Origin of the sequence: Pseudomonas sp. M30-35, from assembly GCF_002163625.1 — a bacterium.
Classification (GTDB): Bacteria; Pseudomonadota; Gammaproteobacteria; order Pseudomonadales; family Pseudomonadaceae; genus Aquipseudomonas.
This window is the reverse complement of record NZ_CP020892.1, coordinates 2,896,186-2,911,702: the sequence shown is the minus strand read 5'-3', so window position 1 is coordinate 2,911,702 and position 15,517 is coordinate 2,896,186. Positions and strand designations below refer to the sequence as shown.

The following is a 15,517-nucleotide window of genomic DNA, read 5'->3' as shown; positions in this document are numbered from 1 at the left end:
TTATGCAAGATGCTTATATTTGCGATGCTATTCGCACTCCCTTTGGGCGACTCAACGGCTCGCTTTCATCGATACGAGCCGATGACCTTGCGGCACTGCCTATTCAAGAACTCATACGGCGTAATCCAGGTGTCGTCTGGGGTGAATTAGACGAGGTGTTCTACGGTTGTGCCAATCAGGCAGGAGAAGATAACCGCAATGTAGCTCGCATGGCTGCATTACTATCCGGTTTACCTTTAACTGTTCCGGGCGTAACGCTCAACAGACTCTGCGGTTCTGGGCTTGACGCAGTTGGTACCGCCGCCCGTGCAATAAAGTGCGCTGAGGCGCAACTGGTCATTGCCGGTGGCGTTGAGAGCATGAGCCGTTCTCCATACGTGTTAGCGAAAGCGCAGAAGGAATTTGCACGTAACCAGCAGTTGGAAGACACGACTATAGGCTGGCGCTTAGTTAACCCAATAATGAAGGCAATGTATGGGGTGGATGCACTCACCTCAACCGCTGAAATTGTTGCTGAGCAAGAGTCTATTTCACGCGCCGATCAAGATGCTTTCGCGTTACGCAGTCAGCATCGCTGGAGTCAGGCTCAGAACGCTGGTTTTTTTAAAAATGAAGTCATGAGCGTCACCGTGACGCGTCCCCGTAAACCCGATGTTGTGATTGATGTAGACGAACATCCGCGTCCAGAAACTGGGCTTGAAAGCTTAGCCAAATTGCATGGTGTCGTGTCCGAAGAGGGCACTGTTTCGGCCGGTAACTCATCAGGCATTAATGATGGTGCGTGTGCACTCTTGATGGCCAGCGGTAAGGCTGTGCAGCTCTACGGTCTAACTCCTCGTGCGCGTGTCGTTGGCATGGCCACTGCGGGTGTAGCCCCGCGTGTAATGGGCATGGGGCCAGTACCTGCTGTAGATAAAGTTATGCAAATGACTGGCCTCAGCATCGAACTAATGGACGTCATTGAATTAAATGAAGCATTCGCCGCACAAGCGCTAGCGGTATGTCGTCGTTTGGGGCTGAAAGATGATGACCCACGGGTCAATCCAAATGGAGGAGCTATTGCAATCGGCCATCCGCTAGGGGCATCGGGGGCACGCTTGGTAACAACTGCGGTAAACCAGCTTCATCAGATGGACGGTGCACGTTATGCCCTATGCAGCATGTGTGTCGGGGTAGGGCAGGGTATTGCGATTATTTTAGAACGCCTCTGAAACACTATTAGATCAAAAGTCCTCAAGTGTCAGCCTGAGAAATTCAGCCCGTTAAGTACGACCCTACCAAACTATCAGTCGCGATAAATCGGAAGGGAGGCTTAGTCATGTGGCAAGCATGGTTGGCTCAAGAGATAGATAGGATCAGTTATGCATATTGTTTGGTCAGATTTAGCTCAAAGTGGTGGCAGCAGGGGTGAAAGCATTCGCGACCGAATCCGCAGATGTGCTCTGTTGCAGGCTTTAACGTGATGACAGCTAAACAATATGCTGAGCTTGGTGGCTGCTATTTGTTGGCCATTGCTGCAGGTTATCTGGCGCAGCAAATAAATCTCCCTTTGCCATGGATGATTGGACCATTAGTAATTACTGCGTTGTTGAATCTCGCAGTTGTTCCCGTTGATGTGCCTGTACGAACCCGTCCGATTGGGCAGATGATCGTTGCTGCACAAGTGGGCCTGTATTTCACAGCAGATGCTGCACTCGCTATATACAGCCACGGGGTTGCGATTGTCGGGGTTGCTTGTTTGACTATTATATTTAGCTTCGTTATCTCATTTTTACTGAGGAAGCTAACAGGCTCCGATCGAGTTACAGCTTTGCTATCGAGCATACCCGGCGGGCCGGTTGAAATGGGCAATCTTGCCATTCGTTATGGCGGTGACCCAGGGCCGGTAGTTTTTGCACAAACGCTGCGCATATCAGCGATTGTTCTTCTCATACCTGCAGCCCTCTATTATTTGCTGCATACCCCAGTTGCAGACCGAGTACTTCTCTCGGCGGCAGCCGATCCAGTCGGTATATTAGTGCTAAGCGTGGGGGCGGCTCTAACCAGCTCCCTGTTCTATAAACTCCGTATAAACAGCCCATTTTTTCTTGGGGCGCTGGCATTCTCATGCATCGCCACATCGACAAGCCTATTGCCTGTGTCGCCATTTCCGCATGCAGTAGTAGGATTCGCTCAGGTTTTGCTAGGCACTTGGCTGGGATCAACTTTTCGGCGGGAGTTATTTCGTAATGCAGGCAGGATGATCGTGGCTATTTTTTTCACCTCATCACTGCTCATACTGCTTTGCGCAGGAGTAGCACTAGGTGTTGCATCCATGTCAGACATGAACTGGCGTGTTTTGGTTTTGGGTGCGGCTCCGGGCAGTGTGACCGAAATGGCGCTGACAGCTCAGTATTTACATGAAGATGTGGCGCTGATAACTGCGTTCCATCTAGTTCGTATTTTCATGATACTGCCTAATATTCCTTGGGTTTTGGCCTTAGTGCACCGCCGCGCCCTGCGGGAGTCGCGACGGCATACCTGTGGTGAGTGATTTGCGGCCGAGGGCAGCGCCTCACTCTGCTGGATCAACGTTGTTGTGGCTCAATGATTCTGGACGCCCCGATAGGGCGTTAAGCTTCGCCCCGCAATGAGGTGTTTACGTAACCAAAAGATCATTCAGTACAGATTTCAAACTCGAAGCAGTCGAGCAGTTCTGGCTCATCTAATCCTCAACAAAACCGGTATACGCCTTCAGCCACAGGTGAGCTAAGGCTCGCTGGGGGATTACAGCATTAACTAAGAACAACCTTTCTCCTAGCCCCTCAAGCATCTGAACAGTCCACAACTCATATTGCTCTTGGCTTGGTTGGGGGCATGCGCGCTCAGCTTGTGAAGAAGAGGGTGAATGGTTAATATGCGAATACTTCTCATATGCATTTTGTGCTGCGCGTGATTATCTGCGTATAGGGCGGGTGTTGTGCCGCTGTTAACGGCTTGCAGAACGTCCGTATCTGCTTTTCGCCGCGTATGTGTGATGTCAATGAGATCCAGGTCTGGCTCCGCGCCGGTCGAGCCGCTGTTATTGGCCTGTGTGAGCATCTGAATAATCGTAAAAACCGTGACACCTAAGAAGAAAAAACATGACTCCCCGAACCCTGCGTAGCTGGTATCTGGTGCATAAGTGGACCAGTCTGATTTCGACGATCTTTCTGTTGATGCTGTGCTTGACTGGATTGCCGTTGATCTTCCATGAAGAGATCGAGCATTACTTCGAGCCACACCCGGAGCTCAAGCCAATCACCGCTGAATCGCCGGTGATCAACTATGACGATGTGTTGGCCCGCGCTTTGGCAGCTCGCCCCGGCGAGGTTGCCCGCTTCGTATTCTTTGAGAAGGACGACCCGATTGGCGGTGTGATCACGGCCCCGACGCTAGTGCCGCCGCCAGAGAATGGTCATGTCCAGCCGTTCGACGCCCGCACTGGCGAGTTCTTTGATCCGCTGCCGCCACCGGGTGGCTTTATGTACATCATGCTCAAGCTGCATACCGACATGTTTATGGGGCTGCTGGGTTTCCTGTTCCTCGGTTTTATGGGGTTGCTGCTGGTGGCTTCGCTGGTGTCTGGCGTGGTTGTCTATACGCCGTTTATGCGCAAATTGGATTTCGCCACCGTGCGTAACAAGCGCAGTACTCGCCTGAAGTGGCTGGACCTGCACAATGTGCTGGGCATTGTCACGCTGGCCTGGGTGTTGGTGGTCGGCTTGACTGGGGTGATCAACACCTTGTCGATCCCGATTCTAGGGTTGTGGCAGTCTGGCCAATTGGCGGAAATGACCGCACCGTATAAGGACCAACCGCCGCTCAAGTCGCCGGGCTCACTGCATGCGGCGCTGGCTACGGCGAGCAAGGCTGCGCCAGACATGGACGTCAGTATTGTGGCTTTCCCGGGTACCCAGTTCAGCAGCCAGCATCACTACGCGGTGTTTATGCGTGGCGCTACGCCGGTGACCGAGCGTTTGCTCAAGCCTGCACTAGTGGATGCCCAGACCAGCGAACTGACCGATATGCGTGACATGCCGTGGTACGTGAAAACCCTGCTGCTCTCACAGCCGCTGCATTTCGGTGACTACGGTGGCCTGCCACTGAAAATCATCTGGACTCTGCTGGACTTGATCTCCATCGCCATTCTTGGCAGCGGCCTGTATCTCTGGCTTGGGCGACGTAAGTCACCGCTGGAGCAGCGCTTGGCTGAACTGGATGCTGGTGGGTTAGTGGCGGGGGCAAAGGCATGAGACGTGGATTGTGGATGATCTTCCGTTGGCCGCTGCTGCTGGGCGTGCTCAGTCTGTTCGGCCTGGTCTCGGCACTGGTTGGTGACCAGGTCTACGACTTGCTCTCCTGGCTGAGTCTGGGGCTACCGCTGCTTCTGGTAGGCTGGGTGTGCTGGCGTTTACCACGGCGTATATAAGTACACTGCGAGGCGTCGTAGCTTCTGTTGGTGCGGCGCTTGGCCTTTCCATTTCAGTAGAGGTCCGGTAACGGGTATCCGGCTGGTTTGGTTTAGGGCGCAGGGAAAAACAACGAGAAACGGATCGTCCCAGGCTCAGGCTGTTTCACACTTGCCTCACCGCCATGCAATTGCATGATTGCCGCGACGATGGTGAGGCCCAGGCCGTATGAGTCAGAGCTTTGGTGGCGGGAAGTATCGCCACGGTAAAAGCGGTCGAACAGTTTGCGCAATGTCTCGTCGCTCAGAACTGGCCCCTGATTCTCGACATCAATCTGCCAACCACCATCGACCGCAACGACACGCATCAGAATCTCGCTGCCTTCGTTGGCATAGCGAATGGCGTTGGCGACTAGATTGCTCAATGCTCTGCGCAGCAGCAGTGGGTCAGCCTCAAGGATGCCATCGCCGGTAGTTTGCAGGGTTAACTGTCGCTCTTCGGCCAAGCCTTCGAAATAACCGGCGATACGCTGTAATTCGCTATTCAGGGACAACGGTTCACGCTCAATCACTGACTGTGCGTCGTCAGCGCGGGCGAGGAACAGGATGCTTTCGACTATCCGTGAAATACGTTCCAACTCTTCAAGGTTCGAGGCCAGCAATGCTTGGTATTCGTCCTCGCTGCGTGACTGACGCAAGGCAACTTGGCAGTGCCCCATCAACGAGCCTACGGGCGTGCGTATTTCGTGCGCCAAGTCAGCGGAAAACTGCGTCAAGCGCTGATAGCCGTTGGCGAGGCGATCGAGCATGGCGTTGTACGCGTCGCTGAGTTGCTGCAGTTCAATTGGCGTGTCTTTGCTGTCCATTCTGCTGTCGAGCCGCTGGGGCGTTATGTTCGCCGCATGCGTGGCCATCGTACGCAAGGGGCGTAGGCCGCGACGCAGGAGTATGTAACCGAGTAACGCCGTGAGTAGAAACGCCAGGCTTACAGCCAGATAGATACGCTCGCGAAATGCCTTGAGCATGGCCATTTCCCGGGTCATGACGTGCGCGGCAGTTAGGCGTACTTCACGGCCGCCGGAGGTCGTTTGTACGGTTGCGGCGCGCAAGGGTGCACCCGAATCGGTTACCCCACTGCGCAGGGCATCCACGCTTAGCGCTGTACCGTGGTTGATCACAGGCAAATCGGGCAGCGATACGTTCAGCGGATTGACCATGATCACGGGCGGTTGGTCGGTTTCACCGATGATGAAGATGTCGTTTTCGCTGTAGAGCATGTTTTTCAATATCTGTGGGTTGTCGCGCAGTTTCTCGATCCCCAGCTCAAAATGCAGCAACTTGCGAAAGTGATCCAGGCGTGCGAGCACCGCATGGTCGCTGTTCATCATGACCGAAGCTTTTATCGACTCATACAGATAAAGCCCCGCACCGCCGACCGTGAGCATCGCCACCATTGAGAATGCCAGGGTTGAGCGCAGAGTCAGTGAGGGTTGTTGTCGGGGCCACATGACCTCACCTCGCACACATAACCGATGCCGCGAACGGTATGGATCAGTTTGATCGGGTAGGGCTGATCAATCTTGCTACGCAGGCGCTTGACTGCAACGTCCACCACGTTGGTATCGCTGTCGAAGTTCATATCCCAGACTTCCGAGGCAATCTGCGCCCGGGACAGAACATCACCTTCGCGGCGCAGAAACAGATGCAGTAGGGCGAACTCCTTGTTAGTCAGCACTATGACCTGTTGCTGGCGCGTGACGCGTCGGCGCAGCAGATCCAGCTCTAGGTCGGCAAGGTGAAAGTGATCGGCTTCTCGAACTACGCCGCGCCGCAAGATGGTGCGAATGCGCAACAGCAACTCGGTGAAAGAAAACGGTTTTACCAGGTAGTCGTCAGCGCCCAATTCCAAGCCGCGAATGCGGTCATGCAACTGATCGCGGGCCGTCAGAAACAGCACCGGCACGTCTTGTCTGGCGCGTAGCAGTTCGATGATCTGAAAGCCGTCTATGCCGGGAAGCATTACATCCAGCACGATCAGGTCATAAGACGTTTGCAGAGCCAGGTGCAGGCCATCGGCGCCGTGCTGGGTCCAGTCGACGTTGTAGCCTGATTCGCCAAGCCCCTTTTTCAGGTACTCGCCGGTTTTGGTGTCATCTTCGATCAGCAGGATGTGCATTGTCAGGCTGGCTCGGATTTCTCTGTGACGGGGTTTAGTCCGCAGTTTTGTTGCTTGAGTTTCGAAGTTTAACCCTACGCGAGGGAGCCGTTGGTTACATTTTTGTCATTCACGGGGGCGCCACTTCGAATGACAAAAATGTCATCCGCTGGTCATCCTGAAGTGCCGGTCTGGAACCGAAGATGGTGGCACCACAACCCGTGAGGAATCATCACAATGAAGTTGAAGACCACGCTGTCCACTACGTTCGGTTTGCTAATGCTCAGCGCTGCTGTCATGGCCAGCGCAACCGAGATGCCAGTGGTCAAACCGCTACGCGGTACCGTCGAAAGTGTCAGCAACAACACCTTGACCTTTACCAACCGTGCCGGTGCGCAACAAACCATCGGTTTGACTGACAAGACCGGTTTCGTAGAGGTGTCAAAGGCAGATATTGATTCGATCAAAGCCGACAGCTTCGTCGGTTCGGCAGCCATTCCACAGGCTGACGGTTCGCTGAAGGCATTGGAGGTCACCGTATTCGAGTCCAGCCTCAAAGGCAGCGGCGAAGGTCATTATGGCTGGCAGAACGCGGACGGCAGCACCGGCACCATGACCAATGGCACCGTGGGCAAACTGTCCAAGGCCAATGGCCGCACGTTGACTGTTAATTACAAGGGCGGTGAGAAGCAGTTGGTGGTCCCGGATGATGTGCCAATTGCGTATGTAGAACCGGGCAAAAAAGATGCGTTGATCAAAGGCGCAAAAATTGTCGCTTTCCCGGCTGGGGATGGCAAAAACGCACGTGGTGTCGCCATTGGTAAAGATGGTTTTCAGCCGCCTATGTAATCGTTTGTTGATGCTGGAACGTGGCCATCCGGCCTTGCTCCAGCATTCGAGCGAGGGAAGAGCATGAACAACAAAGCTATTCATCCCTGGCCCATTCGTCTCACTCATTGGCTCAACGCGGTCTGCATGGCCTGTATGTTCATGAGCGGGTGGGCGATTTACAACGCATCGCCGTTGTTCGCTTTCAGGTTCCCGGCGCAGTTGACCGTTGGTGGCTGGCTGGGTGGCGCACTGGCCTGGCACTTTGCATTTATGTGGTTGCTGTTTATCAACGGCCTGATCTATGTGATTTACGGGGTGATGAGTCGCCATTTCAAACGTGATTTTTTACCCATTGGCGTGCAGGCGGTCAAACGTGATCTGAGTGATGCACTGCGTTTTCGGCTGGTGCATGACAAGGGCGTTTATAACGCGGTGCAGCGCCTGATGTATTGGTTGGTGCTGGCAGCAGGTGTGTTGGTGGTGGTCTCGGGGCTGGCCATCTGGAAGCCAGTTCAGCTGCAAGAGCTGGCGGCGCTATTGGGCGGTTATGACTTTGCACGGTACGTGCATTTTGCTGCGATGACGGTGATTGGCGCCTTTATCGTTGTGCATCTGGCGTTGGTGTTGCTTGTGCCGAAAACGTTATTGCCAATGATTACTGGCGGTGTAAGGCCGATTAAAAGCGGAAAATCAGATCATGATTGAGCCCAAAAAACGCGCTAATGCGCGGATTAAACTTGAACCTGCGCAACAGCTTCAGCTGGAGAGCATCCAGCGGCGCAATTTCCTGCGCGGTGGCTTGACCGTTGGCGCGATGGCGATGCTGACGGGTTGTAACCTGCAGGACGGTGACCAGGTGGATAAGGTGTTATGGGCCATGTCACGCTGGAACGATAGGGTGCAGGCATGGTTGTTCAGTGGGCAAAAACTGGCGTCAACCTATACCAAGGCGCAAATGACCACGCCATTCCCATTTAACGCTTTCTATGGTGAGGACGATATTCCTGATGTCGATCTGGCAAATTACTCGCTAGCCGTCTCCGGCCGGGTGCGGGACAAGGCGCCGTGGACGCTCGAAGGCTTACGCAAGTTGCCGCAGCGCACCGACATCACACGCTTGATCTGCGTTGAAGGCTGGAGCGCTATCGGGCAGTGGGGTGGTGTGCCATTGCGAACTTTTCTAGAACATGTCGGTGCAGATACGACGGCCAAGTTCGTCGGCTTCAAGTGTGCCGACCGTTATTACTCCAGCCTGGACATGCCAACCGCATTGCATCCGCAAACCCTGCTGGCGCTGGATTATGCTGAAGTCGCTCTACCGCCTGAATATGGCTATCCACTGCGCGTTCGGGTGCCGACCAAGTTAGGCTTTAAAAATCCCAAGCACATCGTTGAGATATTCGTCAGCAATGACAATCCGGGCGGGTATTGGGAGGACCAAGGGTACAATTGGTTTAGCGGCATATAGTGGTTTAGTGGAATATAAAGTCATGCGCAGCAGGCCTTGATCAAGCCTGCTCCGCCACACGTTGCGGCTACATGCATCCTCATGTGCACAAATCTTCTAAACAGGGTTTTCCCTAACAGGGTAATTTAGTTTTTCGCGCAGATTAAGCTCAATGACCAGCACTGGAGTCATTCGTGGATAAACGCAACTGGATCGAGTTGTCCCAGGATGCCGATACCGGGATTGAATCGATTCGTGCCCACTTTCAGGGGCATGCCTACGATCCGCACTGGCACGACAGTTTTTTGCTCGGCGTGACGGGGCAGGGGGTGCAACAGTTCAATTGTCGACGTGTTCGCCATCTCAGTACGCCCGGCAAAGTTTTCATGTTGGAACCGGGGGAAATCCACGATGGCTATGCGCCGACCGAGGAGGGTTTTACCTATTCGATGCTGTACCTTGAGCCGCATTGGCTGGAAAGGGAATTGCACGCATTGTTCGAGCACGTACCCGCTGACAGTCAATTGGGTTTTGCCTCCATCCTGAGCCAGGATCCGAGGCTTTCTACTGCCATTAATCAGGCCTTTCATGCGCTTCATTCCGGGGATTTGCGTATCGTGCGCCAGAGCACGATCGACACCTTGCTGGATTCACTCACTTCCCACCTTGATTGGCGAAAACGTCAATCCCAAGATCCGCGCCTACCCTTGGTCGCTCAGGTTGCGCGTGACTATCTGCACGCCAATATCTGCGAAGACATCGGGCTGGATGACCTTGCGTACGCCTGCTCGGTTGACCGCTTCCGTTTGACCCGAGCCTTCAAGGCAGCCTATGGCCTGGCACCTCATGCATATTTGATCCAACTGCGCTTGGCCAGAGCACGGCAATTACTAGCCCGTGGCGAGTTGCCAGCGCAGGTGGCCAGTGCTCTCGGGTTTGCCGATCAAAGTCATATGGGGCGCTGGTTCCGTCGTGCCTACCAACTCACTCCCGCGGATTACCGCAAACGCTGCTCAAACCTTCCAGACTGATTTTGCTTGGCTTGCAACTATGGACTTCTTTATTGAATCAGGAGTTCTTGCCATGCCCATGTTGCCCATGCCACTGCTCGCGTTCCCTCGTCCTGTACGCTTCAAGGGAGTGTGAGTCATGGAGTCTTTGCTGCCTTTTCTACTGTTTGCGTTTGTAGCCTCGGTTACCCCGGGACCGACCAATATTCTGGTGCTGAGCCACAGTTCCAAACGTGGGGTTGGGGCCACGTTGCCGATCATTGTGGGGGCGTGCCTGACGGCGGCGCTTATCGTGCTGATTGTCGGTCTTGGCGTGGGCGAAACACTGCTGCGCTTTCCGCGAGTACAGCAGGTCATGGCGTGGTCCGCAGTGTTGTGGCTGAGTTGGTTGGCTTGGCAGATTTTTAATAGCCCGCCTGCCTCATTGGACGTGGATGCGCCACGGGACAAAGGCATAAGCGTGGTCGGCATTGCTGCTCTGCAAGTGATCAACCCCAAGGTTTGGATGATGGCTGTGGCAGTGGTGAGCGTGTTTGTCGACGGTGGCGACAAAAGCATGCGCGTGCTGCTGTTGTCGCTGTTTTTTCTGCTGATCTCATTGCCGTGCATGACGCTGTGGGCATTACTTGGTTCGGGCAGCGCCCGGGTATTGGGTTCACCGCAGGCACTGCAGCGGATGAATCAGGTGCTGGCTTTTTTGCTGCTGGTATCCGCCTGGTTGCCTGTATTGATCTAGACCAGAAAGGCCACGACCGGCGGGTCGTGGCCGATCACTCACTTGACGAATGTGGCGCTGCGGGTGTTTACAAATAGCGAGTAAATCGAGTGACTGCTGGCCATGAACAGGCGATTGCCTTGCGTTCCACCGAAGCACAGATTGGCGCAACGTTCCGGCAGGGATATATGGCCGATGGCTTTGCCCTGTGGGTTGAATACCCGCACACCATCAAGCTCTTCAGGCTTGCCTTGCGGAGAGCCGTTGCTGCCCCAGCCGCACCAGAGATTGCCCGCTTCATCGCACTTGATACCATCGAGCGCGCCGTATGCGCTGGCTTCAATGTGCTTGCTGCGTGTGCCCAGCGTGCCGTCGTCATTGACCGGGTAGGCCCAAACCAGGCGATTGGGCTTGGCGCGACCTTCGACAATGTAAAGCGTCTTTTCATCCGGCGAGAAACACAGGCCGTTAGGTCCGGCTAGGTCATCAATTACTTGGGTGATTTTCAGGCTTTCGCCGTCGATGCGGTAAACACCATGCGGCAACTCAATCTGGATTTTATGGCCTTCATATTCATTGCCGGACTGGAAAGGCGGGTCGGTGAACCAAACGGAGCCATCACGCTTAACCACAATATCATTGGGCGAGTTGAAGCGTTTACCTTCGAAGTTGTCCGCCAGCACGGTGATGCTGCCGTCGTGTTCAGTGCGGGTCACGCGTCGGCCTAACTCGTGAGTGGTTGAGCCTTCGCAGGTGATCAGTCGACCCTCGTTATCGCAGGTTAGGCCGTTGGAGAAGTTCGATTGATCGCGGTATACGCCAAGTGACTGGCTGATTTCATCCCAGCGCACAATGCGATTGTTGGGGATGTCACTCATCAGTAGATAGCGGCCGGCGCCAAACCAAACCGGGCCTTCCGCCCAGCGCAGCCCGGTGGCTAGCTTTTCAACACTGGCGTTGAATAGGCGCAGATCCAAAAAGCTGTCATCGAAAGCTTCGACTGCGGGGTCCGGGTAGCGAGCGCTCAGTGGTTCGGCAGCACGTGCCAGTTGTGGCAGTAAAGAGCCAATGCTGACTGCCGCGGCCGAGTAGGTCAGGGAGTGCTTGAGAAATTGGCGCCGAGAGCTACCTGGTGGCTGTTTATCGTTCATTGAGTATCCCTTTTTGTTTTTGTTAGGCCGCCGCTGCGGCAGGGATAAGAATACAAGACGTATGATGACTTTATGGATTTTGGCGCGTTATGTAAATTTCTAAATTCTAACTTATTGAATTTAAATTATTTATTTGCATTGGTTGTATGATGACTATGTCGATTTTAGGTTGAGATACCTTTCGCCCGCTTTAGGGTTAGCGGCTTATAGAAGATGCGCAGTGTTGTAGCTGAGTTGGCTGGCTTGGCAGGTTTTTAACAGCCCGCCCGCATCATTGGACGTGAACGCGCCACAGGCCAAAGGCATAAGCGTGGTCAGCATTACCGCTTTGCAAGTGGTTAACTCCAGGGCTTTGATGATTGCGGTGGGGGAGAGAGTGTTTGTCGGTACTGATCAAGGAAGGCTCTGAAAAACTACAGCATTAGGTATTGCTTTTATCAGGGCCTATCTGGGGGTTCACTTAGGATGTTTGCTATTTGTTTTTAGTGAGTTAATTCGTTAGTAACTGTGCTTTGCCATTACCAAATGACCAGTCTTCTTGTGTGTTTTCAATAATAGAAATAAAGATGTCTTGAGGGCGAATATTCATGTTTTGCTCAAGTCGTTCTGTTAAGTCTTGATAGAAATCCAGCTTCATCTTCCGACTTCTCGGGGTAGAAGTGATGTGAAGGAGAATTACGTCTTTAGAGCGGTTAACCCCAAATATTACGGGATTTATTTTAAGCTCATGTTCTTGTTTTTGATGGAAAATATGAAACCTGTCATCAACAGGAATACCCCATGTTTTCATGAGTGATTGATGCAGGTTGTCACCTAAATCTTGAATGAATTTAGGTGATTTACTTAATAGGTTTACTTGAATTAATGGCATGGTTTGCTTCTGCCTGTATGTCGAATTTAAGGGAGAGTTTAAAGTGAGACTCTAAACATCATAAATCGATAAGTCTGACAGATAGTTACTGCGTTAGTGCTGGGGTTTAATGGTTTAGGAAAATGCCTACTTATATTTCGGATGTGCTCAGTAGGTTGCCAAACACTGAGTGGGGCGCTACCGGTTGATATATTAATTTGTGATGGTAGTTGCCAACCCTAGTTCCAGCGGCTTTCGGCGACTGCGTCATGCGCATACAAGCTTTTCAACGTCAGGAGCAGGCGAGACACATGTATGCCCCGCGTGGTTTCATCATCAAGGCTAAAGTATCAAGCGAGCTGGAGCCGGGGGAGGTGAGCCCGTCGCCTGATTGACTTACTGCATGGCTTTTACCAGCAAGCCAACTGCAACTACCGCAGAAACAAAAGCGAAGCCTCTTTGCAGAATTGGCCCCGATAGTCTTGCAGCCACCAAGCGTCCGCAGAGCATGCCGACCAATGCGCCAATTGAAAACGGAATGGCGATTGCCCATGGCAAGCGCCCTGCAATTGAGCTTGCAGCAACCCCGAAAATTGAAATGAGTGCAATCACGGCCAGAGATGTTGCAAGTACCGACTGCGCAGTCAGATTAGTGTACCGCTGGAGCGCTGGAATCATCACAAAGCCACCGCCTACGCCGAGCAAGCCGGAAAGCCCCCCCGCGACAATGCCTGAGGCGGTTAACGCCCATGCACAAGGAGCCGTCCAGTTTAGCTTTCCTCGCGTTGCATCCAATACGCAAGGTGGTGGTTTGGATGTAACCAGTGGCTTTGACTCTGTGGAACGAGGCAACGTTTTTTGAAACACCCTGAATGCAACGTACATCAGCACAATGGCAAAGATGATCGTCAACGGACGATTAGGTATGCGCTGCGCCAGCCAGAGACCGAGTGGAGAACATACGATCCCCGCTCCGGCAATTAGAAGTGCAGCTTTATAGCGGACGGTGCCAGCTCTGAGACCCATTACGGCCCCCAGAGATGCGGCCAAACCGACAGCGAGCAAACCAATCGGCCCGGCCTCAGCCATGTTCAATCCCACTCCAAACACCAGTAATGGAACGGCAAGTATTCCGCCACCGGCGCCGGTCAGAGCCAGAATGACGCCAACAGTAAGCCCGAGCAGTAAGATGGTGATCATCTCAATCTTCTCGTTTCAGATATGAACTCATGTATCAGCCAACTCGGGTTTTGCCATCCATTCGCGCCCCTTGAGCATTCCATTCCAATACAGTGGCGGGAGAATCCGCTCTTTGAGTAGCCATGCCAGCTTCGATGGTCGGGTACCGTCAATCAGCCAGGACGGGAAACTGGGTGCTACCTTGCCGCCATACGTGAACTCGGCCAGCACGATCTTACCGCGTTCAACGGTCAGCGGGCAGGAGCCATAACCGTCGTAATGGGCACTGCCTTTGGCTTTACCCAGTGCAGCCAGCACATTATGGGCAACAACGGGAGCCTGCTTGCGTGCTGCAGCCGCAGTTTTAGCGTTGCTGGAGTTGGCAACGTCTCCCAGTGCGTGGATATTGGCCCAGGTTTTATGACACAAAGTAGCCGGGTCGACATCAATCCAGCCGGCCGCATCAGCGAGAGGGCTGACCCGAACAAAGTCTGGCGCAATCTGTGGTGGTACCACATGAAGTAGATCGAAGTCGCGAGTCACAAGACGGGAGCTCCCATCCGGGTTAATGCAGTTGAAAGTTGCAGTTCGTGCAGCCCCATCAACACTGATGAGCGTGTGGCCAAAATTCAGATTGATAGCATAGGCAGTGATGTATTCCATGAGTGCAGGAACATAGTCACTAACGCCGAACAGAACCGCGCCAGCGCTGCAAAACTCAATCTCGACTTCGTGCAATACACCACTACGTTTCCAGTGATCGGCAGACAGATACATTGCTTTTTGGGGCGCTCCGGCACACTTGATTGGCAGGGGTGGTTGCGTAAAAATTGCTCGTCCACCTCGCAGTTTCTGCACCATTTCCCAAGTATAGGGGGCGAGGTGATACAGGTAGTTGGACGTCACGCCGTTGCGGCCCAACGTGTCCGACAATCCCTCGATTGCATGCCAATTGAGTTTAAGGCCAGGGCACACTATCAACTGCTCGTATCTGACGACTCTGCACCCATCTAGGATGACGGCTTTTCGCTCGGGTTCGAAAGCGGCGACACCTGATTTGATCCAGTGCACGCCACGGGGGATGGTCGCTGCCATCGTGCGGGCAGTCTGGGGCGCAGCGAAGACACCCGCGCCTACAAGTGTCCAGCCTGGCTGGTAGTAGTGCACATCGGCCGGGTCGATTATGGCAATGTCGAGATCAGGCTCTCGTGCCAGCAAGCTGGATGCCGTCGCGATACCCGCCGCACCGCCGCCGATGATGACCACGGTATGCTCTGCCTCAGCCACCTCAATAGGTGTACGCCCCTGATTCGCAATCCGGCGAATGACTCCCTTCATATCGAATCCGGCTTTTTTTGCGGTTTCGACGATATCTGGCAGGGGCTGTTGTCCGGCCTGTGACAGTGCCCACATCGTTGTAGAGCGCATGCCGGAGCGGCAATACGCTAATACCGGTTTGGGGAGCGTTTCAAGTAACTGGCCAAAGGCAATACCTTGCTCGTCGGTCACTTTGCCGGACTCGGCAGGGAGGTAGTGCGCCTCAATACCGATGGCTTGGGCCGAACGTTTTATTTCGGCAAACAGAGGTTGATCAGCCCCTTCGCCATCTGGACGGTTACATACGATGGCGCGAATACCGGCGTCTTTCAGATCCGCCAATTGGTTGAGAAATATCTGTTCTGATACCGACAGTCCGGGCGCAAGACAACGAATGTTCATGGTGGCTCCATTATGGGTATGTCTTTAATGC

The 15,517-nt window shown here is 53.7% G+C and carries 15 protein-coding genes; 9 read left to right on the top strand and 6 right to left on the bottom strand.

The genetic code is table 11. The annotated features are described in order from the left end of the window. Window positions 1-2: 2 nt before the first annotated feature. The 4 genes from pcaF (at window position 3) to B9K09_RS13385 (ending at window position 4,450) form a co-directional block, all read left to right on the top strand. Window positions 3-1,211, top strand: coding sequence for a 3-oxoadipyl-CoA thiolase (pcaF, locus tag B9K09_RS13405; RefSeq protein WP_087517294.1), 1,209 nt, complete (start codon window positions 3-5; stop codon window positions 1,209-1,211). Window positions 1,212-1,462: 251 nt separating this feature from the next. After that, window positions 1,463-2,533 (top strand): AbrB family transcriptional regulator, encoded by a 1,071-nt coding sequence (locus B9K09_RS13400; protein ID WP_157699356.1) that lies wholly within the window; start codon window positions 1,463-1,465, stop codon window positions 2,531-2,533. 589 nt (window positions 2,534-3,122) lie between these two features. Further along, window positions 3,123-4,274: a PepSY domain-containing protein gene (locus tag B9K09_RS13390; protein WP_087517291.1), complete on the top strand. Its 1,152-nt coding sequence runs from the start codon at window positions 3,123-3,125 to the stop codon at window positions 4,272-4,274. After that, the gene (locus tag B9K09_RS13385) at window positions 4,271-4,450 is read left to right on the top strand and encodes a hypothetical protein (RefSeq protein WP_087517290.1); all 180 of its coding nucleotides are present in this window, start codon (window positions 4,271-4,273) and stop codon (window positions 4,448-4,450) included. Before B9K09_RS13390 ends, B9K09_RS13385 begins: the two co-directional genes overlap by 4 nt. Before the next feature lie 92 nt (window positions 4,451-4,542). On the opposite strand, the gene B9K09_RS13380 is transcribed toward B9K09_RS13385, so the two are convergent. Both B9K09_RS13380 and B9K09_RS13375 read right to left on the bottom strand, forming a co-directional pair. Beyond that, a complete protein-coding gene (locus tag B9K09_RS13380) occupies window positions 4,543-5,937 on the bottom strand; it encodes a heavy metal sensor histidine kinase (protein ID WP_087517289.1) in 1,395 nt (464 codons plus the stop codon). Further along, window positions 5,910-6,605 carry a heavy metal response regulator transcription factor gene (locus B9K09_RS13375; protein WP_087517288.1) on the bottom strand — a complete coding sequence of 232 codons (696 nt, stop codon included), beginning with the start codon at window positions 6,603-6,605 and terminating at the stop codon, window positions 5,910-5,912. Before B9K09_RS13375 ends, B9K09_RS13380 begins: the two co-directional genes overlap by 28 nt. Window positions 6,606-6,827: 222 nt before the next feature. Between B9K09_RS13375 and B9K09_RS13370 the strand changes: the two genes are divergently transcribed. The 5 genes from B9K09_RS13370 (at window position 6,828) to B9K09_RS13350 (ending at window position 10,608) form a co-directional block, all read left to right on the top strand. After that, entirely contained in the window at window positions 6,828-7,433 is a 606-nt protein-coding gene (locus B9K09_RS13370) for a hypothetical protein (RefSeq protein ID WP_087519096.1), read from the top strand. Window positions 7,434-7,496: 63 nt separating this feature from the next. Further along, window positions 7,497-8,120, top strand: a complete 624-nt coding sequence (locus B9K09_RS13365) for a cytochrome b/b6 domain-containing protein (protein ID WP_087517287.1) — start codon at window positions 7,497-7,499, stop codon at window positions 8,118-8,120. Next, a complete protein-coding gene (locus B9K09_RS13360) occupies window positions 8,113-8,883 on the top strand; it encodes a molybdopterin-dependent oxidoreductase (RefSeq protein WP_087517286.1) in 771 nt (256 codons plus the stop codon). Before B9K09_RS13365 ends, B9K09_RS13360 begins: the two co-directional genes overlap by 8 nt. Before the next feature lie 173 nt (window positions 8,884-9,056). Continuing rightward, a complete protein-coding gene (locus tag B9K09_RS13355; RefSeq protein ID WP_087517285.1) occupies window positions 9,057-9,893 on the top strand; it encodes an AraC family transcriptional regulator in 837 nt (278 codons plus the stop codon). A gap of 118 nt (window positions 9,894-10,011) precedes the next feature. Then, on the top strand, window positions 10,012-10,608 hold the full coding sequence (locus B9K09_RS13350; protein WP_087517284.1) for a LysE family translocator: 597 nt from the start codon (window positions 10,012-10,014) through the stop codon (window positions 10,606-10,608). Window positions 10,609-10,646: 38 nt separating this feature from the next. Here the strand turns inward: B9K09_RS13350 and B9K09_RS13345 are convergent, their stop codons facing one another. The 4 genes from B9K09_RS13345 to B9K09_RS13330 all read right to left on the bottom strand — a co-directional run bounded on the left by B9K09_RS13345 (window position 10,647) and on the right by B9K09_RS13330 (window position 15,486). Further along, on the bottom strand, window positions 10,647-11,738 hold the full coding sequence (locus tag B9K09_RS13345) for an SMP-30/gluconolactonase/LRE family protein (RefSeq protein ID WP_087517283.1): 1,092 nt from the start codon (window positions 11,736-11,738) through the stop codon (window positions 10,647-10,649). Between the two features lie 490 nt (window positions 11,739-12,228). Continuing rightward, window positions 12,229-12,609 (bottom strand): tautomerase family protein, encoded by a 381-nt coding sequence (locus B9K09_RS13340; RefSeq protein WP_087517282.1) that lies wholly within the window; start codon window positions 12,607-12,609, stop codon window positions 12,229-12,231. Window positions 12,610-12,984: 375 nt separating this feature from the next. After that, window positions 12,985-13,788, bottom strand: coding sequence for a sulfite exporter TauE/SafE family protein (locus tag B9K09_RS13335; protein WP_087517281.1), 804 nt, complete (start codon window positions 13,786-13,788; stop codon window positions 12,985-12,987). 27 nt (window positions 13,789-13,815) lie between these two features. Continuing rightward, complete coding sequence (locus B9K09_RS13330) at window positions 13,816-15,486, bottom strand: bifunctional protein tyrosine phosphatase family protein/NAD(P)/FAD-dependent oxidoreductase (RefSeq protein WP_087517280.1); 1,671 nt, start codon at window positions 15,484-15,486, stop codon at window positions 13,816-13,818. Window positions 15,487-15,517 lie beyond the last annotated feature (31 nt).